At 61.7% G+C, this 25,326-nt stretch carries 26 protein-coding genes; 11 read left to right on the top strand and 15 right to left on the bottom strand.

The window, feature by feature from the left end; all coding sequences use genetic code 11:
• Window positions 1-37: 37 nt before the first annotated feature.
• Complete coding sequence (locus J2X62_RS13565) at window positions 38-451, bottom strand: RidA family protein (RefSeq protein ID WP_310181197.1); 414 nt, start codon at window positions 449-451, stop codon at window positions 38-40.
• A gap of 195 nt (window positions 452-646) precedes the next feature.
• Window positions 647-1,372: an alpha/beta fold hydrolase gene (locus J2X62_RS13560; RefSeq protein WP_310181195.1), complete on the bottom strand. Its 726-nt coding sequence runs from the start codon at window positions 1,370-1,372 to the stop codon at window positions 647-649.
• Between the two features lie 167 nt (window positions 1,373-1,539).
• Here J2X62_RS13560 and J2X62_RS13555 point away from each other — a divergent pair, with 167 nt between their 5' ends.
• The gene (locus tag J2X62_RS13555) at window positions 1,540-2,487 is read left to right on the top strand and encodes an AraC family transcriptional regulator (RefSeq protein ID WP_310181193.1); all 948 of its coding nucleotides are present in this window, start codon (window positions 1,540-1,542) and stop codon (window positions 2,485-2,487) included.
• 263 nt (window positions 2,488-2,750) lie between these two features.
• Here the strand turns inward: J2X62_RS13555 and J2X62_RS13550 are convergent, their stop codons facing one another.
• From J2X62_RS13550 to J2X62_RS13540, 3 genes are all read right to left on the bottom strand, one after another.
• Window positions 2,751-4,112 (bottom strand): MFS transporter, encoded by a 1,362-nt coding sequence (locus tag J2X62_RS13550; protein ID WP_080730647.1) that lies wholly within the window; start codon window positions 4,110-4,112, stop codon window positions 2,751-2,753.
• Window positions 4,113-4,344: 232 nt separating this feature from the next.
• Complete coding sequence (locus J2X62_RS13545; RefSeq protein WP_310181190.1) at window positions 4,345-4,770, bottom strand: VOC family protein; 426 nt, start codon at window positions 4,768-4,770, stop codon at window positions 4,345-4,347.
• A 315-nt stretch (window positions 4,771-5,085) separates the two neighbouring features.
• Window positions 5,086-5,631: a VOC family protein gene (locus J2X62_RS13540; protein ID WP_032379364.1), complete on the bottom strand. Its 546-nt coding sequence runs from the start codon at window positions 5,629-5,631 to the stop codon at window positions 5,086-5,088.
• A 197-nt stretch (window positions 5,632-5,828) separates the two neighbouring features.
• Between J2X62_RS13540 and J2X62_RS13535 the strand changes: the two genes are divergently transcribed.
• Genes J2X62_RS13535 through dmpG form a run of 3 tightly spaced genes read left to right on the top strand, consistent with a single transcriptional unit; the run spans window position 5,829 to window position 8,649 of the window.
• A complete protein-coding gene (locus J2X62_RS13535) occupies window positions 5,829-6,668 on the top strand; it encodes a 2-keto-4-pentenoate hydratase (RefSeq protein WP_052070763.1) in 840 nt (279 codons plus the stop codon).
• Window positions 6,656-7,606: an acetaldehyde dehydrogenase (acetylating) gene (locus J2X62_RS13530; RefSeq protein WP_032379363.1), complete on the top strand. Its 951-nt coding sequence runs from the start codon at window positions 6,656-6,658 to the stop codon at window positions 7,604-7,606. Before J2X62_RS13535 ends, J2X62_RS13530 begins: the two co-directional genes overlap by 13 nt.
• Window positions 7,603-8,649, top strand: coding sequence for a 4-hydroxy-2-oxovalerate aldolase (gene dmpG / locus J2X62_RS13525; RefSeq protein WP_032379362.1), 1,047 nt, complete (start codon window positions 7,603-7,605; stop codon window positions 8,647-8,649). Before J2X62_RS13530 ends, dmpG begins: the two co-directional genes overlap by 4 nt.
• Window positions 8,650-8,706: 57 nt before the next feature.
• Here dmpG and J2X62_RS13520 read toward each other — a convergent pair whose 3' ends face one another.
• Complete coding sequence (locus J2X62_RS13520; protein ID WP_310181186.1) at window positions 8,707-9,111, bottom strand: hypothetical protein; 405 nt, start codon at window positions 9,109-9,111, stop codon at window positions 8,707-8,709.
• Between the two features lie 321 nt (window positions 9,112-9,432).
• Here J2X62_RS13520 and J2X62_RS13515 point away from each other — a divergent pair, with 321 nt between their 5' ends.
• The 3 genes from J2X62_RS13515 to J2X62_RS13505 all read left to right on the top strand — a co-directional run bounded on the left by J2X62_RS13515 (window position 9,433) and on the right by J2X62_RS13505 (window position 12,635).
• Entirely contained in the window at window positions 9,433-10,479 is a 1,047-nt protein-coding gene (locus J2X62_RS13515; protein ID WP_310181184.1) for a ferredoxin--NADP reductase, read from the top strand.
• 161 nt (window positions 10,480-10,640) lie between these two features.
• Entirely contained in the window at window positions 10,641-11,849 is a 1,209-nt protein-coding gene (locus tag J2X62_RS13510) for an acetyl-CoA C-acetyltransferase (protein ID WP_310181182.1), read from the top strand.
• Between the two features lie 153 nt (window positions 11,850-12,002).
• Window positions 12,003-12,635, top strand: a complete 633-nt coding sequence (locus J2X62_RS13505; RefSeq protein WP_310181181.1) for a TetR/AcrR family transcriptional regulator — start codon at window positions 12,003-12,005, stop codon at window positions 12,633-12,635.
• A gap of 25 nt (window positions 12,636-12,660) precedes the next feature.
• Here the strand turns inward: J2X62_RS13505 and J2X62_RS13500 are convergent, their stop codons facing one another.
• Genes J2X62_RS13500 through J2X62_RS13480 form a run of 5 tightly spaced genes read right to left on the bottom strand, consistent with a single transcriptional unit; the run spans window position 12,661 to window position 17,277 of the window.
• Entirely contained in the window at window positions 12,661-13,116 is a 456-nt protein-coding gene (locus J2X62_RS13500) for a VOC family protein (protein WP_310181179.1), read from the bottom strand.
• Between the two features lie 21 nt (window positions 13,117-13,137).
• Window positions 13,138-14,256 (bottom strand): acyl-CoA dehydrogenase family protein, encoded by a 1,119-nt coding sequence (locus tag J2X62_RS13495; protein ID WP_310181178.1) that lies wholly within the window; start codon window positions 14,254-14,256, stop codon window positions 13,138-13,140.
• Between the two features lie 2 nt (window positions 14,257-14,258).
• The gene (locus J2X62_RS13490; RefSeq protein WP_032379358.1) at window positions 14,259-15,242 is read right to left on the bottom strand and encodes an acyl-CoA dehydrogenase family protein; all 984 of its coding nucleotides are present in this window, start codon (window positions 15,240-15,242) and stop codon (window positions 14,259-14,261) included.
• Window positions 15,239-16,411 (bottom strand): acyl-CoA dehydrogenase family protein, encoded by a 1,173-nt coding sequence (locus J2X62_RS13485; RefSeq protein WP_310181177.1) that lies wholly within the window; start codon window positions 16,409-16,411, stop codon window positions 15,239-15,241. Before J2X62_RS13485 ends, J2X62_RS13490 begins: the two co-directional genes overlap by 4 nt.
• Window positions 16,408-17,277, bottom strand: coding sequence for an enoyl-CoA hydratase (locus J2X62_RS13480; RefSeq protein ID WP_032379356.1), 870 nt, complete (start codon window positions 17,275-17,277; stop codon window positions 16,408-16,410). The genes J2X62_RS13485 and J2X62_RS13480 overlap by 4 nt, the downstream gene beginning before the upstream one ends.
• Window positions 17,278-17,410: 133 nt before the next feature.
• Between J2X62_RS13480 and J2X62_RS13475 the strand changes: the two genes are divergently transcribed.
• The 3 genes from J2X62_RS13475 to J2X62_RS13465 are packed head-to-tail and all read left to right on the top strand — an operon-like array spanning window position 17,411 to window position 20,579.
• Window positions 17,411-18,589 carry an acyl-CoA dehydrogenase family protein gene (locus J2X62_RS13475; RefSeq protein ID WP_310181176.1) on the top strand — a complete coding sequence of 393 codons (1,179 nt, stop codon included), beginning with the start codon at window positions 17,411-17,413 and terminating at the stop codon, window positions 18,587-18,589.
• A complete protein-coding gene (locus J2X62_RS13470) occupies window positions 18,586-19,383 on the top strand; it encodes an SDR family oxidoreductase (protein WP_310181175.1) in 798 nt (265 codons plus the stop codon). Before J2X62_RS13475 ends, J2X62_RS13470 begins: the two co-directional genes overlap by 4 nt.
• A 41-nt stretch (window positions 19,384-19,424) precedes the next feature.
• Window positions 19,425-20,579: an acetyl-CoA C-acetyltransferase gene (locus J2X62_RS13465; RefSeq protein ID WP_032379653.1), complete on the top strand. Its 1,155-nt coding sequence runs from the start codon at window positions 19,425-19,427 to the stop codon at window positions 20,577-20,579.
• A 32-nt stretch (window positions 20,580-20,611) separates the two neighbouring features.
• Here J2X62_RS13465 and J2X62_RS13460 read toward each other — a convergent pair whose 3' ends face one another.
• Entirely contained in the window at window positions 20,612-21,100 is a 489-nt protein-coding gene (locus tag J2X62_RS13460; protein ID WP_310181174.1) for a thioesterase family protein, read from the bottom strand.
• A gap of 113 nt (window positions 21,101-21,213) precedes the next feature.
• Here J2X62_RS13460 and J2X62_RS13455 point away from each other — a divergent pair, with 113 nt between their 5' ends.
• Window positions 21,214-21,984, top strand: coding sequence for an SDR family oxidoreductase (locus J2X62_RS13455; protein WP_032379353.1), 771 nt, complete (start codon window positions 21,214-21,216; stop codon window positions 21,982-21,984).
• Window positions 21,985-22,018: 34 nt separating this feature from the next.
• Here the strand turns inward: J2X62_RS13455 and J2X62_RS13450 are convergent, their stop codons facing one another.
• The 3 genes from J2X62_RS13450 to J2X62_RS13440 form a co-directional block, all read right to left on the bottom strand.
• Entirely contained in the window at window positions 22,019-23,596 is a 1,578-nt protein-coding gene (locus J2X62_RS13450) for an AMP-binding protein (RefSeq protein ID WP_310181173.1), read from the bottom strand.
• 82 nt (window positions 23,597-23,678) lie between these two features.
• Entirely contained in the window at window positions 23,679-24,446 is a 768-nt protein-coding gene (locus J2X62_RS13445) for a CoA-transferase subunit beta (protein WP_032379351.1), read from the bottom strand.
• Window positions 24,443-25,321 (bottom strand): CoA-transferase, encoded by an 879-nt coding sequence (locus tag J2X62_RS13440; RefSeq protein ID WP_310181172.1) that lies wholly within the window; start codon window positions 25,319-25,321, stop codon window positions 24,443-24,445. Before J2X62_RS13440 ends, J2X62_RS13445 begins: the two co-directional genes overlap by 4 nt.
• Window positions 25,322-25,326 lie beyond the last annotated feature (5 nt).

Here is a 25,326-nt window from a genome sequence, read left to right as displayed (position 1 = left end):
TTCATTCTTCGATATCGGGCCGAGAAATCCGCCGTCCTCAGGCAGGAAGCTCTGCAACGGCTTGGATTTCTATGAGGAGATGTGGGTGTGGCAACTGGTGTACCGCGACCGTTGTTCTGGCGGGTCCCTCGTGCGTGAAATGTTCGCCATATACTTCGTTGTATCCGGCAAAATCATTCATATTGACGAGGTAGGTCGTTAGCTGAACCACATCGTTCAGAGAGGCACCCACCGACGCGAGAATGTCCGAAATGTTCTCGATCACCGCGCGGGTTTGCTCTCTGATGTCCAGATCGGTGACCCCGAGAGCATCGACTGATACACCGGCCAGGGTGTTGTCGGCACGGCGACTGCTCGTGCCCGACACGTACGCAACCCCGTTGCTTACCTTGATATGGGGGTAAGCCCCGCGAGGAACAGCCTTGTCCTTGAGGACCCTCGAGTTTTGCATGCGATTTGTCCACTTTCTTGGTTGTCGTAAACGATTCGAGCGTGGAGCACGGCTCCCAGCACGCGGTACCGAGCTACCTCACGCTCTGGATCTTGCTCGCGGTCAGGGTGTTTGCCGACCCCTGACTTGTCGTGATCGTCATCGGTGCGGGGGAGGTGCAATTCCGGTCGCCACCGCACCGACGATCGTGCGCGGCTACTCTCGTCCGGCCGCCACGAATGCGTCCGCAAGTCGCGCCGGTGCGGTGAACATGACTTCGTGGCTACCGGGTAGCTGGACCAACCTGTAGCTACCCAGCCGGCTCGACATGCGGGGGTGCCAGCCCCACTCGCCCGGTGTCAAAGCGGTGTCCTCGGTTGCGTTCACGAAGCTCCGAGGGATTGTCGACTCGTAGAAGCGCGTCAGGTCGAGCTTGTCGACGAACGGTTGGAACGGTTCGCTGGACAGCATCTCGTACGTACGTTTCGCAGTCTCGGAATCGCCGTCTTGAATGAACGTTTCTCGCCAGACGTCGAAAGGCAGAGTCACGGTGTTGTCGTCGGACTCGGCCGCGAGTCCGGAGAAGGCATCCTGCGTGTGTGGAGGCACCTCGTCGAGAAGGCTGTTGCCCGGCTGCGGAACGAACGCATTCCAGAACACGAGCCGTCCGATTCGGTCCGGTACCTCCTCCGATACACGCGCGATCACCGTGCCGCCGAAGCTGTGGCCGACCAGGACGACCTCGTGTAGGTCGTGCTCGGTGATGTAATCGGCGATGGACGCGACGCAATCGTCGTGCGAGACGCCTTTGTCCACGCCTTTTCCGTGTCCGGCCACCGTGGGTGTGTGAACCACATGGCCGAGCGACGTCAGGTGGGCTGCGACCGGTGCCCAGGTGGGTCCGTCGTGCCAGGCTCCGTGGACGAGAACGAATGTGAGCATGTAGCCTCCATGGATCGATGTCGGTGTCGTGAACCGCGTTGGTGTCGAACTGGGAAATCGTCGGACTTCGATCTTGATAGCGGCCCGATATTTCGCCTAGCCGAGTGACGCAGTGCGTGGCCGATAAACGAACACATCTGAAGTTCCGGTCTGCGGTTTGGAGGGATATGGAGCAGAGACTGCTGCTGGATACGACGGACCCGGAGGAAGCCTCGCGCTCCATTGCGTCGAGTTACAACGCGCACGATCTATCGATCACCGACGACGTCGGGTTGTTCCGTGCTCGACAGACCGAGGTAGTACTCGACAGGATCGCGATCCATCGGTTGCGCTACGGCGCGGCGGTGACAATTCGATCGATTCCCCTGTCGTCGTGCTATCTGGTGACCGCACCGATACGCGGGGGACTGACAATCCGTTCGCAAGGCCGCGCGATCGACCTCGGACCAGGAGAAGTGGTCGCGATCGATCCGAGTCGCGCGTTCGACCTCGAGTGGCTGCCGGGTACGGAATTGCGCACCGTCCGACTCCCGTCGACGCTGGTCGATGGACTGGCGGGTGCGGGAGCATCCAAGCGCGTACCGTTCGAGCTGTCTGCAGCTCTCCCCGCACAGTCCCGGATGTGGTCTGCCCTCGTCGATCTCGTCGAGATGGACGCGACCTCCGAGGCTCTGCAATCCTCCGGACTGTTGGCACGAGAGTTGGCAACAGCACTTGCCGTCGCGTTGATCGATGGGCATCCCAGTCTGCACGTCCCGATCCAGGCGCGGGACGTCGGTATTCCGCGCAACATTCGGCGCGCCATTTCCGTACTCGAAAGTCATCCGGACCAGGCCCTCGACGTCCAAGAGCTCGCCGAGACCGCTGGCCTGAGCGTCCGCGCCCTGCAGATGGCCTTCAGGACGTATCTCGGAGCTACCCCGTCGGAATTGCTGAGGGACATACGGTTGGATTTGGTTCGATCCGATCTCCTGCGCGCGCAACCTGGTAATGGGCCGACGATTGCGGACATCGCGTATCGATGGGGTTTCGGGAACCTGGGTCGGTTCTCGGTCGCGTATCGCCTGAAGTTCGGTGAACTCCCCTCGCAGACAATGCGATTCGGAGCAGGATAGCGCGTCCGACCTTGTGCTTCGCCATGTTCGGTGCGTAGCAATCCGCTCGACCCCAATGTGGTTGTTCGACCGGTGCGCACTTTGCTCCACTCCAACATTCATTCACAGATCGGTCTGTGGGGGAGTGGAGCAGAGCACTCGGGTCGCGCAGTTGGTCAGCCAAAATCGTTTGTCGCTGAACTTATTGCAACGACAGGCACAGCAGTGGGCCACGCCGGAACACTTCTGGCATTCTCGATCCGGCAGCACCGACCGTGCTCACATCAAACCTCGATCTGCGCAGTCAGGTCGACGCCGCGGGGTTCGCGAAGCGCAGCCAGTGCAGCCAAAGTGATTCCCGCAGCGCCCATCATGATGAGTATCAGAGGAATGCTCGAGCCGTCCGCAGCAAGGACGAAGATTGCGGCAATCATCGGAGTGAAGCCGGCACCGATAAGGCTGGCCAATTGATAGCCGAGCGACACGCCGGTGTATCTCACTTCGGTGCCGAACATTTCCGACAACAACGGAGCCATCGGTGCATACATCATGTTTTGGGTGAGTTGTCCGATCATCATTGCCACGGTCAAATTCACAACCGATCCGCTGCCGATCATCGTGTACATCGGCCACGCCCACACGAGGGCACCGACGGCCCCCACCAGGAGGACCGGTTTGCGGCCGACGAAGTCCGACAGCGCCGAAAATGCCGGTATGGTCAACAACGCCACGACGGTAGTGAACAGCAAGGCCTGCACCACATCAGCTCGACTGAACCCGACCTGTGTGCCGTAGGCGACCATGTGAGTGCCGATCAACGCAGTCACGGCGAAGGGGCCGATACCAACCGCGCACGCGAGAAACAGCGCCTTCTTCTGGGTAGCGAAGATCTGCATGACCGGAATGCGTGGTTTGGCTGCGGCGTCGGACGTCGATGCGGCCGCCTTGAAAATCGGGCTCTCGGTAACGCTGATCCGCACGTAAAGACCAAGCACCAACAGAATTGCGCTGGCGAGGAACGGAATTCGCCATCCCCAGGACTCGAAATCGGCTTCTGGCAACCTGGTAACGATTGCGATCGCACCGATTGCGATCAGTCCGCCCAGCGGGGAGCCGAGCTGCATGATGCCCACCCAGCTTCCGCGGCGTCCTTTGCTTGCGTGCTCGATCACCATCAACGCGGCACCGCCGTATTCGCCGCCGACCGCAATACCTTGCACTGTGCGCAGCACGATCAGCAGGATCGGCGCAGCGATACCGATCGAACTGTATCCCGGTAGTACGCCAATGAGAGTGCTGGCCACACCCATCAGCATCATCGAGGCAACCAGGGTTCGTTTTCGTCCTAGTCGATCACCGAAATGGCCGAAGATCAGGCCACCGAGTGGGCGTGCGACATAGCCGGCCGCGAGTGTGCCGAAGGCCGCGATGGTGGCGACGCCGCCGTCCGATTCCGGAAAGAAGACTGTTCCGAAGACCAGCGCTGCCATCGTGCCGTACAGCAAGAAGTCGTAATACTCGATCGTTGTACCCAGCAAACTCGACAGCGCGACTCGTACTATGCCGCGTTGGCTCGTCTCACCGGGCGCGTCGGCTTCGGGTGTGGTCTCGGTACCGGCGGCCGCTTGGGCCTCGAAACTCGTCACTGTGTGTCTCCATTCGCTGGCCGATCGTTGAGGCCAAGCAATGGCTTGGCTGCTCCTGTTGGTTGTGTCGCGCAGCGCCGACCCGGCGGATAGGGAACGCTGTCGACTGTTGTCGAAGATTGTGTGTCGTTGGTGCACGCGCGATAATTGTTTTGTTGCGGATGCAACGGGCAGCCGACACTGTGTTTCACCCGAAAGCCCTGTTTCGCAACGAAGTTCGTTGAGATATTCGTCAGTCGGTTGCGTCGATAGTCTCGATTATTTCGATCAGGTTGCCGTGCGGATCCTGCACGAAGACCACTTTGACCCCATGCCTGTGCATCTCCTCGAGTGGGAGATCGATCGTGCCGCCGGCCGCCAGGGCACGCTCTATGGTGACGGCGACATCGGGAACCTTCATGCCCAGGATGACGCCACCCGAGGGATTGGGGCGGTGAAGGAACCGGAGCAGTACCAGCGTGCACCCGCGGTCGTCACCCGAATGCAGAATGATCTCCTCGAGCCCGAAGTCGTTGTCCGGGTAAGGCTCCGTGACACGGCTGACCACGTAGAAGTCGAACACGGCCTCGTAGAACGGCAAGAGCTCCTCGGGGTCATGGGTGAGAAGTTTGACGAACGGCATGAAGGCTGTGGCGGAAGTGGCCGTGCTGGTGGTCATTGCTTCTGATCCTCGTCCTCGTCTAAGTGGGGAAGGGTTCACTCGGGATTGAGGTAATCGTGTCGGTCGCAACGTGCGCACGATCGCCCGCCGTTTCGACGGGGGCGACTCTTGGTCCGGTCATCGAATCTGGTCTATGAAGTAGATCACTAACCGGTGTACCAAGCAAGCGATTGGCCATTTTGAATCTTGGCGACAGACCGCTGGGTGCCGTCGCCTCGAGGCTCTCGTGCGACAACTCCCGGACCGACACGCTCGGTGCCGACGACCCAGCGGACACGCGAAATAACAAGTCGCCGTGCGCAAAGCTCCCGACTAGCGTAGTTGTGCGGCGGTCATTCGCTCGATGAGACGCGTCATCGACTGCCTGTCGGCGCGGGGACCGCCCGGCGTGCGTGCGCCGTACCGCTCGATCTCGGCGTCGAGGTCGAGCGGACGTGTGGGAGGAACGCCGGGTACCAGTTCACCGTCGAGCAGAGCATCGGGTACGAGCCAGGTGAGCTCGAACTCGATACCGTCCGGATCCCGGCCGTAGAGGGCCTTTGTCGACGCGTGATTGGACGCACCCGACAGAGCGCCGTGCTCGCGGAGTCTGGTCCTGGCCTGAGCGAGGTCCTGCAATGTTTCGAGCTCCCACGCCAGATGGAACAACCCCACCGCCCCGCTGCGCTCTGTGCCTGCAGCGGAGGCGCGAAACAAGCCGAGATCGTGATCGTTACCGGACTTGGTGCCCCGCAGGAATACGGCTCCCGACGAGTCCGGGGAGATCTGCTCGAAACCGAGTACTGAGCAATAGAATTCGGAGCTGACCTCGACATCGGTCACGAACAGCACTGCATGGTTCAGGCTTCGGACGGCCATCGGAGAAACTCCTTCGTCATCTACGAGTCGCTCATCGTAAAAGAATGGCACCGACAGTGAGTAGCGCCTCCCATTCACCGAACATACGAGAGCGTCCAGACCGAGTCGGACCGATTGCGCCGACCCGGCTCACAATTCCTCCCGCACCTCGGGACAACGTCTGTCGATCAGCCACGGGGGGCCTTAGCGTCACGCCCATGACAGTCGAACCCGAATTGATCGAAAAAGCCGCCGAAAGGCTCATGGGTGCGGCGCTCAGTGGCACGCCGTGCGCGCCTGTACGTGATCTCATCGGACCAGCCGACATCGATGCGGCCTACCTCGTGCAGTCGCAGAACATCGGAGAGCATGAACGCAAGGGGCACAGGCGGGTCGGCCGGAAGATAGGTCTCACTTCGCCGTCCGTGCAGGCTCAGATCGGGGTGGACCAGCCGGATTTCGGGGTGCTGCTCGACTTCATGGACTGCACCGGCGACGGAGCGATCGATATCGCACGACTGATGCAGCCACGAATCGAAGCCGAGGTCGCATTCGTGCTGTCGACAGATATCGACCGCGAGATCTCGGCAGCGGACGCGCCGTCCTTCGTAAGAGAGATCGCGGCGGCCTTCGAGATCGTCGACAGCCGCGTCGAGAACTGGAACATCAGTCTCGCCGACACGGTAGCGGACAACGCGTCCTCCGGTCTCTTCGTGCTGGGAGACTCGATCGCGGTTGCAGACGCTCCCGAACTCTCCGAGGTCACGATGACCAGCGTTTCCGGTGGAGTTGTCGTGTCGAGTGGTCGAGGGTCGGATTGTCTGGGTAGTCCCTGGAACTCGCTGGCCTGGCTGGCGAACACGAGTCTTCGCTACGGTGCGCCGCTCCGCGCGGGCGAGATAATCCTGTCAGGAGCGCTCGGTCCTTTGGCCGAGGTGGCTCCAGGATCTGATTTCTCCGGCCACATCGCCGGAATCGGGTCGGTCGAAGCAATTTTCACTCATTCACGACAGTCCGATCTCGAACACCAGAAAGTGGGAAACACATGGCTCGGCTGAAGGTTGCAGTCATCGGATCAGGAAACATCGGCACCGACCTGATGATCAAACTGCTGAGGGTTTCGAAGAATCTCGAAATCGCTGTGCTGGTCGGAATCGACCCGGCTTCCGACGGTCTGGCACGGGCGCGTCGAATGGGCGTCAGTACTGTGGACAATGGGGTTCGAGGCTTGATCGATCACCCTGAATTCGCCCATATAGACATAGTCTTCGACTCGACTTCGGCGCAAGCTCACGTCACCAACGAGGAAGCACTGCGGCCCTTCGGAAAACGCTTGATCGACCTCACGCCGGCCGCGATCGGACCGTATGTGGTCCCCGCGGTGAACCTGGACGATCACCTCGATGCCCCGGACGTCAACATGGTGACGTGCGGCGGGCAGGCCACCATTCCGATCGTCGCGGCGATATCGGCGGTGACGCCTGTGCATTATGCGGAAATTGTCGCTTCGATTGCATCCAAGTCGGCGGGGCCCGGCACCCGCGCAAACATCGACGAATTCACCGAGACGACATCCGAGGCCATCGAGAAGGTCGGTGGGGCGCTGCACGGTAAGGCGATCATCGTGCTGAATCCTGCGGAGCCGCCACTGATCATGCGTGACACAGTGTTGGCTGTCGTCTCGGATCCAGACCCCGATGCGATCACGCAATCCGTGCTGGACATGGTGAACAGAGTGTCCACCTATGTTCCGGGCTACCGACTCAAGCAGGATGTCCAATTCACTCGTCTGGACGATTCCGAGTCCATCGCGACGTTGACGGGTGGAGTCGACAAAGGCCCGGGCTTGTGGAAGGTGTCGGTATTTCTCGAGGTGGAAGGTGCTGCACATTACCTGCCGGCCTATGCCGGGAACCTCGACATCATGACCTCGGCCGCCCTGCAGGTCGCCGAAAAGATTGCAGAAAACTCGACAGCGGAGATGACACGGATATGAGCGAGTACACAGGCCGCGATGCCGCGGCAGACGGAGTAGCCCTCTACATTCAGGACGTCACTCTCCGCGATGGAATGCATGCCATGCGACACCGCATCAGTCCGGCCGACGTCGCCCGGATCGCTGGTGCGCTGGATCGGGCAGGCGTCGACGCCATCGAGGTAACTCATGGAGACGGACTGGCCGGACACAGTCTTACGTACGGTCCCGGCAGCAATACCGACTGGGAGTGGATAGAAGCCGCGGCATCGGTGGTCCACAACGCCAAACTGACCACGTTGCTGCTCCCTGGTGTGGGTACGGTCAAAGAGCTCGAAAGGGCATTCTCGATGGGCGTGACCTCGGTGCGCGTGGCCACCCACTGCACCGAGGCAGACGTATCGGCGCAGCACATCGCCAAGGCGCGCGAGCTGGGAATGGATGTTTCCGGCTTTTTGATGATGTCGCACCTGGCTGAGCCCGAGCAGCTGGCTGAACAGGCGAAATTGATGGAAACGTATGGTGCACAGTGTGTGTACGTAACCGATTCCGGTGGTCGGCTCACGATGAATGGCGTGCGAGACCGGGTGCGGGCGTATCGCGATATCCTCGATTCTGCTACTCAGATCGGAATCCACGCGCACCAGAACCTTTCGCTGTCGGTGGCCAATTCCGTTGTAGCGGTGGAGGAAGGCGTCATCCGCGTCGATGCATCGCTGGCCGGGCACGGGGCGGGGGCAGGCAACTGCCCGATCGAACCGTTCGTCGCGGTGGCAGATCTGAACGGTTGGAAGCACAGCTGCGATCTTTTCGCATTGCAGGATGCAGCCGATGACATCGTTCGGCCTTTGCAGGACAGGCCGGTGCAAGTCGACCGGGAAACGCTCACGCTGGGTTACGCCGGTGTCTACTCCAGTTTTCTGCGGCATGCGGAGTCTGCGGCGAAGCAGTACGGACTCGATACTCGATCGATTCTGCTTGCCGTGGGAGAACGAGGTCTTGTCGGCGGGCAAGAGGACTTGATCACCGACATTGCGCTCGACTTGGCTGCCTCCAAGTCCTGAGTCCGAAGGCTCGCCGGGGAGCAGGCTTTCTGCGCCCCGGCGAGCCGGACCGAGCGGCTATGCCTGCAGGCTGTCGACGGGCGGGCTCAGCGGCAGCAGAGTGACGCCATCGGCGACGTCGGCCGCCATGATGTCGTCTATGAGTCCGTACAACCCTGCGGATGTGCCGACGTAGCTCACCGACCCGATATCATGGGTGTTCTCGAGTTGTGCAGCCTCACGTCGCGCGGTACGGACGTCGTCGGCGACGTGATAGCTCACATCCAGAAAGACCAGTGCCGTGCGTCCTTCCGAGTGCGCCTGCGCGCGAATTCGCGTCGTCTTGCTACGCGCTTCACGTAGATCGGATGCGGCAATCCGAATGAGTTGATGCTCTGCGCTATCGGAAGTGTGCGGTGAGACTTCCAACTCCGTCCACTGCCCGCCCCTGATCCCGGCCACTCGCCTGATCGCGGGCGTCATCGCACGGCCGACCCAGTAGTGGCCAGGTCCTCGGCTCCGGTGCGCATCGCAAGCGCACGCATCACAATGAACGTGAGTTCGCCCGACAGATTCATCTGGTCCCCGCTTCCTTACCGATTGGCAGCTACCGCATCACGTCACACCGAAACACGGTTGGCGTGGAGCGTACGAAGGCTCTCCCGATCAATGGGATCGAGACCGATGTCGACGGTTCCACACATTTACAGTGCGATGGACATCACATGTATCCACACGTTCAGGGGTCAATTCAATGCACACTCATCCTGGCCTTCCCCTTCATGTTGTATCGGGCGTGTTGCTGTGACCTCGTCCGTGGAGCACCTTCCGCTGAAGGTCCGAGTGATCGGCGTTGTGGAGGAAACGCCGGACTCCCGGTCGATTCTCATCGAGCGTCCAAGTGGGGGTGGGCACGAGTTCGACTACGTAGCAGGACAGTTCATTACGGTTCGGGTTCCCGACCATGGGCGTGGGGCAGCTCGTTGCTATTCGTTGTCGAGTTCACCGCTGGTCGATTCGACGATGAAGTTCACGGTCAAACGAGTGCACGACGGTCACGGATCGAACTGGCTCTGTGCCGACGTGACGGTCGGAGACGAACTCGAAATCTTGCCGCCGGCAGGCAGTTTCACCGTTCAGTCCGTCGATCAGTCGGCGGTTCTGGTTGCGGGTGGAAGTGGGATCACGCCGATTCTGTCGATCGTCAAAGCGATACTGTTCGGAGGGACCGGAAAGGCATTCGTCGTGTACGCAAATCGCGACGAGAACTCGGTGATCTTCGCGGCGGAACTTCGATCGTTGAGCGAGAAGTTCGGCGATCGCCTCACCGTGGTGCATATGCTCGAATCTGTCCAGGGCTATCCGACCTTCGACGTTCTGAGCGATCTCGTCGCGCCGCTTGTCGACCGCACCATGTACGTCTGCGGACCGGTTCCACTCATGGAGTTGTCGCGCTCGGTTTTCTCGAGCCTCGGCGTCGACCACTCTCGGGTGCACATCGAGCGATTCGTCTCGTTGAGCACCGATCCGTTCTTGCCGAAGCCACTGTCCGTCGGCACATCACAGAACGATTCCGTCGCAGCTGTATCGGTTCGGGTCAATTTGGACGGAGACGAGAGGACGGTCTCGTGGCACAGGTCGAAGCGTTTGCTGGATGCGCTGCTCGACGCCGGAATCGACGCCCCGTACTCCTGCCGCGAGGGTGCATGTAGTGCGTGCGTCTGCACTTTGACCTCGGGAGAGGTCACCTTGGCGCGTAACGAGGTACTCGAGCGGCAGGACCTCGACGATGGATACATCCTGGCCTGCCAGGCCGAGGCAGTCAGCGACGAGATCGTCATCGAATACTGATCTACGCGCTCCGCATGTTCCGGTCCGATGAGCCGAAGTGGTCATGATCGCTGACTTGGATCGGTAAAGTCGTCGGCCGACCATGCAAACCAAGCAATCGCTTGCTATGTTAAACGGGCAGCCCGGTCGAAGAGGCCGGCTCTGATGTCAGGAGACACGTCATGCCGGAAGCAGTCATCGTCGCAGCGGCTCGATCACCGATAGGGCGCGCCAAAAAGGGGTCACTGCGGGATCTGCGAGGCGACGACCTCGGTGCCACTATCGTGCGGGCGGCCCTGGATCAGGTGCCTGCGCTCGATCCTGCCGAGCTGACGGACATGATGGTCGGCTGCGCGCAGCCCGCAGGTGAACAGGGGTACGGACTCGCTAGGGCAATGGCTGTGCTGTTGGGGCTGGATGCGCTTCCGGGCACTACCGTGCAGCGTTACTGCGCGTCGAGTTTGCAGACCACTCGAATGGCCTTCCATGCCATCAAGGCAGGGGAGGGGCACGCTTTCGTCTCTGCAGGTGTCGAAATGGTGTCTCGCTTCACCCAGGGCAAGGCCGATTATGTTCCGGGATCCAAGAACCCAGTATTCGATGCGGCAGATGCCCGCGCAACCGAGGTGGCAGGACCGTCGTGGTCCGACCCTCGAGGCGAGGGCTTGGTGCCGAGTCTCTACATGTCGATGGGATTGACGGCGGAGAACGTGGCTTCAGTGTGGAACGTCGGTCGCCGCGACCAGGACGAGTTCGCAGCGCTGAGCCAGAACAGGGCGGAGGCCGCTCGGAACGCGGGGTTCTTCGAGCGTGAGATCACCCCGGTGCACACACCGGACGGGGTCGTCGCGGCCGACGACAGTCCACGATCTGCAGTGACTGCGCAGGGGCTGGGAGAGTTGAAGCCGGTGTTCCTTCCGGACGGAACGGTGACCGCAGGCAACTGCTGCCCCATGAACGACGGTGCCGCTGCGTTGGTCATCATGTCCGATGTACGTGCCCGAGAACTCGGGTTGACCCCGCTGGCGCGCATCGTTTCGACCGCGGTGTCGGCACTGTCGCCCGAGGTCATGGGTATGAGCCCGGTGGAGGCGACTCGGCGAGCCGTGGCTGCGGCTGGAATGACCATCGGTGACATCGATCTCGTCGAACTGAACGAGGCGTTCGCAGCGCAGGTCGTACCGACTGTCCGCGAACTCGGACTCGATTACGACAGGGTGAACGTGCACGGCGGCGCTATCGCGCTCGGCCACCCGTACGGAATGACGGGCGCTCGGATGACGGCCACACTGATCAACGCGTTGAGGTGGAACGACAAGGAATTTGGAGTCGAGACCATGTGTGCCGCAGGCGGCCAGGGTATGGCGATGGTCGTTCAACGTCTCGTGTGATCCTGGTCGTCACCGGGGACACGTAGCAGTCGGCTCGCGACGCGCAGCGGTATGCGAATCCTTCTCGTCTATCGTGACAACCGAGCGAACACTTGGTCGCCGGAGCGGATGCAGTAGCGGGTGCGTCGGCCGGCACGACAGGAAGGGCAGATCATGGTTTCGACCCGTGTCGGAGGTGCCCAGAACCGGCGGAAGGTTTCCGCCACGTCCACCCGGCGGACCGAGTTGCTCGCGATTGCAGCTCGGATGTTTGCGCAGCGAGGATATTCGCAGACGACGGTTCGAGACATCGCAGACGAAGCAGGGATACTGTCCGGCAGCCTCTATCATCACTTCGATTCCAAAGAGGCAATGCTGACCGAGATTCTGCGGCAATTCATGGACGATCTGCGTTCGCAGTTCGCGCTGACAGTGCAGGAGAGCGCGTCGGCACCTGAGGCCCTCGAAGGCCTCATTCGCAACACCTTCGCACGAATACACGAGTCGCCCTACGCAGTTGCGTTGTATCAGAACGAATCCGGTCTCTTCATGACCGCGTCGGAGTTCGAATTCGTGGCCGATGCGAGCGTCGAAATTGCAAAGTTGTGGCGTGGTGTTCTCGATTCCGGCCGTGAGTCCGGCGATTTCAGACCCGATCTCGACACCGAGCTCGTGTACCGATTCATACGCGATGCCGTGTGGTCGACGGTGCGGTGGTACCAGCCCGGTGGTCGTCTCGGACATGACGAAATTGCGGACCAGTACATCTCGATGCTGCGAGGCGGCTTGATGGTCGACCGGACTTGAGTGGCTTACGGTTCGCAGGGCACGGCTAGCGTGGAAGTTCGACGAGCTCCACCCGCACGCGATCGGGATCCAGCACGTATACGACGCGGCATCCTGTCAGCGGCGGACTCGTCTCGATCGAATTCGACAGTACTGGAACATCTTTGGATCGCAGGCGATCGAGACAAGCGTCGATGTTCTCGACAGTGACGGCGACGTGGACCGCGCCGATAGTGTTGTTGTCCGGATCGATCACCCGCTGTGATCCAGTCGAATAGTGCAGAAGTTCGACCATGGTTCGGCCGCCGGACGCGGTGACGAACACCTGTCCGATCACCGCCCCTTTCTGTCCGGTGACGGCGTCCGTTCTAGGGCCACTGCGTTGGTACGGGCCGAACGTGCGGCCGTGGAGCAGGTCAGCGTAGAACTCGGCCGACAACGTCAGATCGCTGACGGTAATCCCCACATGGTGAACAACTGTTCCGGCCGGTGCGGTGGGCATGGGAAGCAGATCCACGTTCGGTTACCCCTCAGCTCGAGGGGAAGCACCGGTCGCCAGATATTTGCGGTGCTCGCGCGGTGATCCCAACAACTGTGCTGTGGCGTGGGCGCGCTTGAAGAACAGATGCGCATCGTGCTCCCACGTGATGGCGATTCCACCGTGAAGCTGAACCATTTCTGCTGCGACGTGGGAAAAGGCCTCGCTGCACCACGACGATGCGATGGCCGCATGCCATCGGAGGTCAGGTGTCCGTTCCGCAGCCGCCCACGCCGCAGCCCAGGAGATCGACCGAGCTGTCTCCACCGCGACCAGCATGTCGGCACACCGATGCTTGAGCGACTGGAACGACGCCAGCGGACGCTCGAATTGAGTGCGGTCTTTCAGATAAGCAACGGTGCGGTCGAGCGCCGCCTGCGCTCCACCCACCTGCAGAGCAGTGACGGCGGTAGCTGCTGCGGCGTACAGATCGGGCAGTGATCCGTCGAACGTACCCAGTAGATCTCCACAGGCTTCCTCGAAATCGACGGTAGCGAATCGCAGGGTGGGATCGACACCGTGATTCGGACGACGAACGACACCGAGGCCGTCGGGACTCACGGCGAACAGTGCCGGGCCTTCTTCGGTGTTGGCTACGGCCAACAGGAGATCGGCCTCGATCCCGCCGATCACCAGAGTGGCAATTCCGTTCAGTCGCCACTGACCGTCGGCGAACCGCGCATCCACCCCGCTTCGGTCGATCTGCCATCGACCGTGGTCGTCGGCCCAGCACAACGCGCCTTGGGTGGAACCGTCGGACAGGGAAGGGAGGAGTCGCGCTCGGGCGGTCTCGTTCGCTGCGTACAACAGGGCTGTGATGCACAGGACGGCGGAACCGAGCAAGGGTGTGGGGGTCAAGCTGCGACCGAGCTCTTCCAATACGATGTGCGTCTCGAACGACGAGTACCCAACTCCGCCTTCGGCTTCGGGCACTGCCAGCCCGCAAACACCGACCTGATCGCACAGAATTGCCCACAGTGTCTCGTCGTACCCGGCGTTGGAGGAGTAGGCGTCGCGGAGGTCGGTCGACGATGATCGACGGGCTACCACGGTGCGCACGGTGTCGACCAGTGCGAGTTGTTCCTCTGTGAGTCCGAAGTGCATCGTCAGATCCTCTCGGTCAGTGCTGTCGTGATCCGGTCTCGGTGAACTGCGGTCGTGCCCCACGCCGTCACGAGTGCCTGGACGCGGAGAATCCACATGCTCACGTCCAACTCGGCCGTGTAGCCGACGGCCCCGTGCAACTGAAGTGCCGCGCGCGCGGCACGGTACGCGGCTCGGTTCGCGGCGATTTTTGCTGCGGACACATCGCGTGAGGACTGCGTCGATGAATCCGAAAGCTCGTGCGCAGCACCGATGATCAAGGGTCGAGCAAAGTCGAGTGCCACCCGAACATCGGCGAGGCAGTGTTTGACGGCCTGGTACCCACCGACTACCCGCCCGAATTGCTTGCGAGACGAAACGTACGCGACGGTCTCGTCCAAGAGGCGCTCACCCGCTCCGACGAGCATGCTCGCGCAGGCAAGTGTTCCCGAGTCGTAGGCCCTGGCTGCAACGGTGGACGGTAGCTCGAGGAGTGGTTCGGATGCGGCCTCGACGGTGAACAGGGTGCGTACCGGATCGATCGAACGCAGTCGTGCGGACGGGGTTCCCTCGTACAACCGAGTTCCGGCGGCGACGAAGGTGCGCGCGGCGACGTGCGCATCGAGTGCTCGGGTTGCACCTGGTTCGGTGATGCTCGCGCACAGGAGACCTTCGCCGATCGCCGTCGACAGGTCGGTCTCGATCGTGTCGGCAATGAGCATCGGTACGACGACGGCCGACTCGATCCACGGCCCTGGTGCTCCGTGGTACCCGAGTCGCTCGAATGCGGTGACCACGTCCAGATGTGTCCCGCCCACGCCACCCAGGTCCTCGTCGACGAGTAGTCCGGTGACGCCGGTATCCGCGAGCTTTTTCCACAGTTTCCAGCCGGGTCCCGTGTCCGATCGGCCCCACGCGCGCGCCGCTGCCACAGTATCGGAATCGCGGAGGAGTGCGTCCAGCGTGCGAGCGAAGTCGTCTTGCTCTACGGATCGAGAGAACTTCATGACTTCTTCCTCACGTCGATTTCTCGGGGAAGCCCGAGTATTCGTTCGGCGACAATATTTCTCTGAATTTCGTTGGTGCCGGCATAGATCGGACCAGCGAGCGAAAACAGGTAGTCGTCCGCCCACGCGCCACCGGCAGGGGCCGAGTCGCCCCTGAGCTCGGCGTCGGCACCCAGAAGTTCGAGAGCGCTCTCGTGCAGATCGATGTCCAGCTGCGACCAGAAGAGCTTGTTGATGCTGCCGTGTGCCCCGAGTTCCCTACCAGCGGAGAGGTTTTCGACGGTACCCCAGGTGTAGAGACGATAGGCTTGTGCTGCGACCCACGCATCGACCACTCCTGCAGAGGTCGAGGGGTCCGCGCCCTGCTCGTTCCACAGCCCTACCAATCGGTCGGCAGCGGCGCAGAACCGCCCCGGCGAGCGCAGCGACAGGCCTCGCTCGTTGCCCGCCGTACTCATGGCCACTCGCCACCCGTCGCCTACGCCGCCGAGTACGTCACGGTCCGGGACGAATACGTCGTCGAGAAAGATCTCGCCGAACCCGGCGTCTCCGTCGAGCTGATCGATGGGACGCACGGTCACACCGGTGGCATCGAGAGGGAACAGAAAGTACGTCAGACCATGATGGCGGTGCGCCTGCGGATCGGTGCGGAACAGCCCGAAGCCGCGGTCGGCCCACGGTGCTCTCGAACTCCACGTCTTCTGACCGTTCAGAACCCAGCCACCGCGTTCGTCGTCGCGGGCCGCTCGGCTGCGTATGGATGCGAGGTCACTGCCAGCTTCAGGTTCCGACCAGGCTTGCGCCCAGACTTCGGTTCCGTCCGTCATAGGCTTCAGGTATCGCTCCTGCTGGTCCGCAGTGCCGTGACCGAAGAGCACTGGCGCGAGAAGTGATATGCCGTTCTGCGAGATTCGAGTCGGAGCGCCGCTTCGGTAGTACTCCTCCTCGAAGATGACCCACTCGGTCAGGCTCGCGTCTCGGCCCCCGAGGTGCTTCGGCCAGGCAACCACGGACCACCGTGATCGGGCAAGAGCGCTCTCCCATTCGCGATGCGCGACTGCGCCCTCTGCGGTATCCATGGAGGGCAATCGACCGGGCGAGTTCTCGCTGAGCCAGTCACGTGCCTCCGCACGAAAAGCCAACTCGTCATCGGTGAATTCCTGGCTCATGCTCGACCGACGTTCGACTTGTTCGCCGCGGCCATCGTCCGCGCATCGAGACCGCCTAGAGAATCGACGTCGACCTCACCGTTGTGAGCGTGCGCGACGTGATGAAGTCCGAAGGCGGAGTCCATTCCGTTTCGCATCCCCATCTGGTCCTCGCATTGATTGACGGCCTTTTTGGTCAGGGCAAGTCCGAATCTCGGCATCGACGAAATGCGTTCTGCCATCGAGAAAGTGAAGTCTGCGAGCTCATCGCGAGGTACGACATGGTTGACCATGCCCAACCGCAAGGCGCGCTCGGCGTCGAATCTGTCGCCGGTGTACAGGAACTCCTTCGCCGCTCGCGGATTCATGACCCACGGATGTGCGAAGAACTCGACGCCTGGAATTCCCATGCGTACCACAGGATCAGAGAAGAACGCGTCGTGCGACGCAACGATGAAGTCGCACGACCACGCAAGCATGAGGCCACCGGCGATGCAGGCTCCCTGAACCATTGCGATCATCGGCTTCGGTATCTCCCTCCACCGCCGACACATTCCCAGATACACCTCGGACTCCCGCGCGATGCGCGAGTCTGCACCGAACTTGTCGGTGTGATCCCACATGATCACCGATGTGCGGTCGAACGACCGATCGATATCGCGGCCCGGCGTCCCGATGTCGTGACCGCCGCTGAAGTGTTTGCCGTTACCCGCCAGGACGATGACTTTGACGGTGTCGTCGTCGACGGCCCGAACGAATGCGGCATCGAGTGCGTACGTAACGGCGGAATTCTGGGCGTTGCTGTACTCGGGACGATTCAGAGTTACTACGGCGGTGCTTCCACGCACCTCGTAAAGAACCACGTCCTGCTCGTTCTGCTGTGTCATTGCCCCTCCGGATGCACGACGACGTCGACTGAAAAGCGTCTTCCGCGATAGTACCAAACAAGTGCTTGGTGGGGTAGGGTCGAACTGATCGGCCAACGTTCGTCGGTGGATTCGGTTCGAGGAGGAGCAATCAATGGACCTCAGGTTCTCTGCGGAGGACGAGGACTTTCGGGCAGAGACTCGACAGTGGCTCGCAGACAATCTTGTGGGGGAGTTCGCCGGTCTGAGAGGGCTCGGTGGGCCGGGCCGCGAGCACGAAGCGTTCTCCGAACGCCTCGAATGGAACCGCCATCTCGGTGCTGCGGGCTACTCCTGTCTCGGATGGCCGGTGCAGTTCGGCGGAGCAGGAGCGAGTCTCTCTCGCCAGATGATCTTCCACGAGGAGTACGCTCGCGCCGACGCGCCTGCGCGAGTGAATCACCTCGGTGAGGAACTGCTCGGGCCGACATTGATCGCCTGGGGCACGGACGAGCAGCGTGCGCGGTTTCTTCAGCCGATCATCAAGGTCGAAGAGCTGTGGTGTCAGGGATATTCGGAACCAGGAGCAGGTTCGGACCTCGCTGCGATTCGCACTCGCGCGCGTCTGGACGGCGACAAGTGGATCATCGACGGCCAGAAAGTGTGGACGTCGCTTGCCCACCATTCGGACTGGTGTTTCGTGGTTGCGCGCACCGACGCGGGATCGACTCGACACGCGGGGTTGTCCTACTTGTTAGTGCCTATGGATCAACCAGGAGTACAAGTACGGCCGATCAATCAACTCACGGGCACATCCGAATTCAACGAAGTCTTCTTCGACAGTGCAGTCACGGACGCGTCGATGGTCGTCGGAGACCCCGGTGCCGGCTGGGGCGTCGCGATGGGGACGCTCGGCTTCGAGCGCGGAGTGTCCACGGTCGGCCTTCAGGTCGGATTCGCGCGCGAACTCGAGGTCGTCACCGAGCGTGCTCGGGCGAACGGCACTATCGACGATCCTGACATTGCCGGCCGATTGACGCAGGCGCGGATAGGCCTGGAAGTCCTTCGAGTTCACGCACTACGCACCCTCAGTGCCTACGAGTCCGGATCCGTCGGGCCGGAGGCATCGGTCGCCAAACTGGTGTGGGCACGATGGCATCGTGAACTGGGTGAGATCGCGATGGACGTCATCGGCGGGCCTGCGCTGACAGTGGGCCCCGACTACGGGCTCGACGAATTGCAGACACTCTTTCTGTTCAGCCGTGCCGACACCATCTACGGCGGTTCGGACGAGGTTCAGCGAAACATCATTTCGGAGCGAGTGCTGGGAATGCCCAAGGAGCAACGACGGTGAAAAAGATCGAACAGTCAGCACCCGAATACGTTTCGGCGCATGGACTTCTGACCGACCGGACGGTGGTGGTGACTGCCGGTGCAGGAGCCGGAATCGGAGCTGCTGTCGTCCGCAGAGCCCTCGAAGAGGGGGCACGCGCGGTCGTCGTAGGAGATACGCACGAACGCCGGCTCGCCGAGGCGCATGCGGAATGGTCTGCCGAATTCGGGGCAGACAGGGTGTCGACCCGCGTCTGCGACGTGACGAAGGAAGCCGATGTCATCGCTCTGGTGGATGCGGCCGAGGAACACGGCGGAGTCGACGTCATGGTCAACAACGCCGGCCTGGGCGGATCGGTCTCGCTGCTCGAGATGACCGACGAGCAGTGGTCACTCGTCTTGGACGTGACGTTGACCGGCACTTTCCGTTGTGTGCGTGCGGCGAGCCGTCGAATGATCGCCAACGGCACGCGGGGCGTCATCGTCAACAACGCATCTGTCATCGGATGGCGCGCACAAGAGGAACAGGCCCACTACTCGGCAGCGAAGGCGGGCGTGATGGCGCTCACGCGGTCGGCCGCCATCGACGTTGCCGCGCACGGTATTCGAGTAAATGCTGTGTCGCCGAGTCTGGCGATGCATCCGTTTCTCGAAAAGGTCACCAGCCCGGATTTCCTCGAGGAACTCAAAGGGCGCGAGGCGTTCGGACGGGCAGCCCAACCGTGGGAGGTCGCAAACGTCATGGTCTTTCTCGCCAGTGATTATTCGTCGTACATGACCGGCGAAGTCGTATCCGTCAGTTCACAACATGCGTGACCGCACATTCCGCGTCGCGCAACACTATTCCAGGAGGACACGTGCCTGAGGCATACATCGTCGACGCCGTCCGCACACCGGTTGGGCGTAGGGGTGGCGGACTCGCGTCGGTACATTCGGCTGACCTCGGTGCCCACGTTCTCGGCGCACTCGTCGAGCGCAGTGGCGTCGACCCCGGTGCCGTGGACGACGTGATCATGGGATGTACCGACACTCTCGGCTCCCAGTCGGGCGACGTCGCCCGTACCGCATGGCTCGCGGCCGGTCTTCCCGAACATGTTCCAGGCGTGACCATCGACCGTCAATGCGGATCCAGCCAGCAGGCAGTGCATTTCGCTGCGCAGGGGGTGCTGTCCGGCACGGCTGATCTCATCGTGGCCGGCGGGGTTCAGAACATGTCGGCCATCCCGATCTCGTCGGCCATGATCGTCGGCAAGGAGTTCGGATTCAGCACGCCGTTCGCCGAGTCCGAAGGATGGGTCAAGCGGTACGGCGATCAGGAAGTATCGCAGTTTCGTGCTGCCGAGATGATTGCCGAGAAATGGGGAATTTCTCGGCAACGGATGGAAGAGTACGCCTTCGAGAGTCATCGACGCGCTGTTGCGGCCATGGACGGCGGCTACTTCGATCGCGAAATCGCCCCTATGGCCGGTATTGCCGTCGACGAGGGCCCGCGACGCGACACGACCCTCGACAAGATGGCCGGCCTACGTACTCTGACCGAGGGTGGCATCTTGACCGCGGCCATGGCGTCTCAGATCTCGGATGCCGCCAGCGCGTTGCTCATTGCATCCGAATCGGCAGTTGCAGAGCATGGTCTGACTCCACGGGCTCGCATCCATCACATGACCGTGTACGCCGACGACCCCGTATGGATGTTGACGGGGCCCATTCCGGCGACCGCCCGAGCGCTGGAGCGATCCGGCATGTCCATCGACGACATGGATCTGATCGAGATGAACGAGGCGTTCGCGTCGGTGGTACTGGCATGGGCGCAGGAGACGGGTGCCGATCTGGCCAAGGTCAACGTCAACGGTGGCGGCATTGCGCTCGGCCATCCCATCGGCGCCACGGGGACGCGCCTCATGACCACCCTGCTTCACGAGCTCGAACGTACTGGAGGGCGCTATGGACTCCAGACAATGTGTGAAGGCGGAGGGCAGGCAAACGTCACGATAATCGAACGCCTCGGATGACCGGTTCGGCGACCGCGACGATCGACGAGTGCTCAGGTCGTCAGCGGAAGCCCTCTGGACCATGATTCGAGATGGTCTGCTAGCACGGACGGGATCTCGACCGAGGACCCCTTCGGGGACACGGTGACGAGTGTGATTCGAGCTCGAGCGATTGCGGCACCGTCCGTGGCTCTTCGGAAGTCGAACTCCATGGTGAACGAACGACGTCCTACACGGCCGAGTCGAAGTGAGCAGTTCAGCCGGTCGAACAGCTGTGCTTGCGCGAGGTAGTCGCATTCGGTACGGCAGTTGACGGTCCAGAATCCATGATCGTCGGCGAGGCGGTCCTGGCGCAGGCCCTGCGCGAGAAACCACTCACTCTGTAGTCGTTCCATCCACGGGAACAGCGCCGCGAAGTACAGAATGCCTGCCGGGTCCGTGTCTGCGTAGGTGAGAACGAAGGACGAGCGGGCCAGAACGAACTGGTCACCGCTTTTTTGTTCGGTGCGGCCTGTGGACGGCCGAGCTCGGTGAGACTCCATTCGAATCCGATCTTGTGCGTTGTCTGCGGCGGCTCTCGGAGCGCTGATGTCTAATAAAGCTAGCACTTGCTTGGTAATATCGAGGTTGTCGAATGCTGAAAGGTGGACACCTAATGTCGATCGAAATCGACCTGTCCGGTCGGGTCGTAGTCGTGACGGGTGGTGGTCGTGGAGTCGGTGCGGGCATCGTGGACGTGTTCGTCGCAGCCGGTGCCTATGTCGAGATGTGTGGTCGATCCCAGCCGACCTCGGACGTTGCGATCGACAGCGACCGGACGAACATGACCCGCGTCGACGTCCGTGACCCGGACGCCGTGACGGCGTGGATCGACGAGATCGGACATCGACACGGACGTATCGACGTGGTGGTCAACAATGCAGGGGGTGCACCGTTCGCGAACTTCTCCGACGCCTCCACGCGCTACCTCGACAAGGTTCTCGCGCTGAACTTCACGTCTGCTGCGTACGTATGCCATTCCGCGGCAAAGATACTCGCTGCGACGCCGGGATCGTCGGTCGTCAACGTCACGTCCATATCCGCCCGTCGACCCAGCCCGGGTACGGCGGTGTACGGCGCAGCCAAGGCTGCGCTGGAATCCCTGACGCACAGCTTGGCTGTCGAGTGGGCACCGGATGTTCGTGTCAACGCCGTCAGCTGCGGGCTCGTCGCCACCGCTGGATCGGTCGAGCACTACGGCAGTCCAGATCAATACGCGCGAGTTGCCGCGACCATTCCCCGTGGGCAGTTGGCCTCGCCTGCGGAGATCGGGCAGGCCTGCGTTCTGTTGGCCTCACCGCTCGCCTCCCACGTCACCGGCGCAGTGCTGAACGTCGACGGTGGGGGCGAGTGGCCGGCCTTCCTGCAACACACCCCCAACGCCTGAACCGTGCCCGCCGCCGCTGGGCCCGACTCGACTCTCAGACCTTCTGCCGCAGTGTGCGTTTGAGGACCTTGCCGCTCGCGTTCCGAGGCAGGGACTCGACGACGACGAAATGCCGAGGGACCTTGAAATTGGCCAGGCGGACGCGGCACCATTGCTCGAGATCATTCTCGAAGACCGTGGTTCCGTGACGTGGCACGACGTAGGCGTAGGCAACGGTGCCGAGTCGCTCGTCGGCGATGCCTATCACCGCAGCTTCCGACACGTCAGGGTGCGCGGAGATCGCGTTCTCGACCTCCGCCGGGTAAACATTGAAGCCTCCGACTATGAACATGTCCTTCATGCGATCGGTGATCTTGAGGCATCCGTGTTCGTCGAGTCGTCCGATATCACCGGTATGCAACCAGCCGTCGGAATCGATTGCCGCAGCGGTAGCTTCGGGATCCTCGAAGTAGCCGACCATAACGGTCTCTCCGCGCAACCACACCTCCCCGTCCACCCCCGTGTCGACGTCGTTCGACGTGGAGTCGACGACCCGAATTTCGATCCCTTCGACGGGGCGACCGGTGGTCTCGGCTATGTGACGTGGATCGTCGTCCGGATGCGACTGGGTGGCGACCATGCACTCGGTGAGCCCGTATGCCTGTGCGGCGGTGTCGAATCCAAGCACGTCGCGCATCTTCTCGAAGAGGTCTCCTGGCACCGACGTGGCACCGGCCGTCGCGTAACGGAGTGACGACAGGTCGAACTCGGTGCGTTTGGGATGGTCGATCAACGTGAGAAAAATAGTCGGAGCACCTGGCATGACGGTGATCTTCTCGGTTTCGATCAATGCCATCACCGCGACCGGATCGAAGGTGAGGACGGGATAGATTGTACTGCCGCTCGTCAGGGCGGCCATGATTCCGGCCTTGTAGCCGAAACCGTGAAAAAACGGACTGACGATCGCGTATCGATCTCGAGGCGACAGACCGGCGCCGCGGGCCCAGGTTCGTCCTATCCGAAGCGTCTGAGCCTGAGTTGTCACTACTCCCTTGGGAGATCCGGTCGTTCCGGAGGTGAAGAGGATGTCGCTGACCGTGGACCCGTCGACTGCGGCGGCCAGATTATCGGCCTCGGTCAGGTAGGCATCGGCGGCGTTGGTGAATTCGCTCCACGGGACGGTATCCGGGTGACCGGAACCCATCATGTCGACGATGGCACGCAAATGTGGCAAACCGGGAACGATCGTTCCTGCGCCCTCGCCTGCGTCCTGCAGCATCGTCACGTAGTCGGTGTCGAGGAATCCATTGGCGACGACCAGCGCTGTTGCCCGTGAGCGCGCGAGAATCGAGTGCGCTTCGTAGCCTCGGTATCGGCTGTTGAGGGGGACGACCGACGCCCCGATTCGCTGAGCACCCAACAGGGCGACGATGAAATCGACCTTGTTCGGTGCCCATATCGCTACTCGGTCTCCCGCCTCGACGCCGATTCCGATGAAGCCTGCACCGGCCAGCCGCGTGGTCTCGTCGAGCTCCGAATAGTCGAGCCGGCGGTCTCCGTCGACGACGGCCAGGTTGTCACCGAAGAGCCGGGCACTCTCGGTCAGAAGGTAGGGAATGGTGTTCGTGTGCACTTGTCGGATCCTGTCGTCTTCGCTCGATCGAAAAGACCGCCTCGGTCTGCAGTGGTGCGGAGGTCCGCACCGACACGCGAATTCAGCTTGCTTTCACTTCACGGTCGCGAAGGTTCGTCGGGTCGATTACTTCTCGAATCAGCCGCAGTTCCTCCGGTTCGGGCAGTCGAGTGGGTTCGGCGTGTGAAATGTCGATGTCGAAACCGGTGTTGGCGCGAATCTCCTCCGCTGTCACCCCAGGATGAATCGACCGTACCTTCAGCGCGCCGTCGTCTCCATAGTCGAGTACCGCCAAGTTCGTCACCACCACACCGAGATCGTGAAAGCGAAGCGCAGTCCCCTCGAAGTCACGGGCTCTGTCGTTACCCACCCCCGATACGATATCGACCTGCTCCACGAACACCCGCGCGGTGTGTCGCGAAACCCAATAGTCCACTCGGTGATTGACAGTGTTGCCCGGTGCTCCGCGGACCCCGATGAGCTGACGCGTCGGCTTGCGCCAGTCTCCGATGGCGGAGATGTTCTGGTTGCCGAATCGGTCTATCTGGCTTGCGCCCATCATGCTCTGTCGACGGCCGGTGTTCAGAATTGCGAAGATCTTTCGAAACGGCACCCAGCTTTCGATCGTTCCTCCGCCGTGGCTTGCCGTCTTGCCCAACGGTGGCGGATCGCTCATGAAGAAGCACTCGCCGTCACTGAGCACCAGGTCGGGCTCGAACGTCAGTCGCGCCAGTCTGGCCGAGATGCTGGGTATGGTGCCCACGGCATGCGCGAGGATTTCGCCTGATCCGCGCCACTCGTCCGCACACGCCGTTACACAGATTTCGGCCCGCGTGATGTCGGTCGTCATGCCTTCTCCTTGTTCTCTGCTGCCTGTGCGAAATCCTCGACTGCTCGGTGATAACTGGCGTCGTCGCCATTCAAGAACCGCTCCTCGAACGCCTCCCACAGTTGGGGGCTGGATGCTGCAGCGGCATAGTGCTTCTGGAATTTCTCGTCCCGGCCGTAGTCGGGTTCGCAGGAGGTGAAATGAGCTCCTCGGGGTGCTTCGACGACGCCGGACACGAACATTCGGTCGATCAACAACGACTGCGGTGGTGCAGACGCCGTCAATTCTGGAGTGTCGACAATCTGTTCGACACTCATGATGCACTTGTCCGATGCCATGGCGATCAAGTCGTCGAAATAGGGGTCCGGGCCGAGGTATTGGCCGTTGCCCCGGTTGTCTCCGCGGTTGAGATGAATCAGTCCGAGGTCCATTCGGACACCGGGGACAGCGACGTAGTGCTCCGCGTCGTCATAGGGGGACACGACGGTGCGGAGGTGGGGGTTCATCGTCATGACGTCGCTGGCCAACCCTGCGCGTGTCGGGAGGAACGACATTCGGCTTGCCCCCGCTCGAATTGCGGTGACGAACATGCCCTCGTCGTATTCGGTGATCTCTATGGAACCCGACTCACGTGCTGCGCTGAAATGCGGATCCATGGCAATGCTGTCCAGCGACACGAATCCGTACACCACCCGAGCGACCTTTCCGGCGGCACACAGCAGTCCGACGTCCGGTCCACCGAAGGTCACGACGGTCAGATCCGTTGCGTCCGAACGTAGTATTTCGCGTACCAGCGCCATGGGCTTTCTGCGCGATCCCCAGCCTCCGATTCCGATGGTCATGCCCGACCGAACGTGTCCGGAGACATCACTGAGCTGCATCGACTTGTCTGACATTCGAC

The sequence above is a fragment of the Rhodococcus sp. 3258 genome, assembly GCF_031456475.1.
Taxonomy (GTDB): domain Bacteria; phylum Actinomycetota; class Actinomycetes; order Mycobacteriales; family Mycobacteriaceae; genus Rhodococcoides; species Rhodococcoides fascians.
The sequence above is the reverse complement of the archived record's forward strand: the minus strand, read 5'-3'. Positions and strand labels throughout refer to the sequence as shown.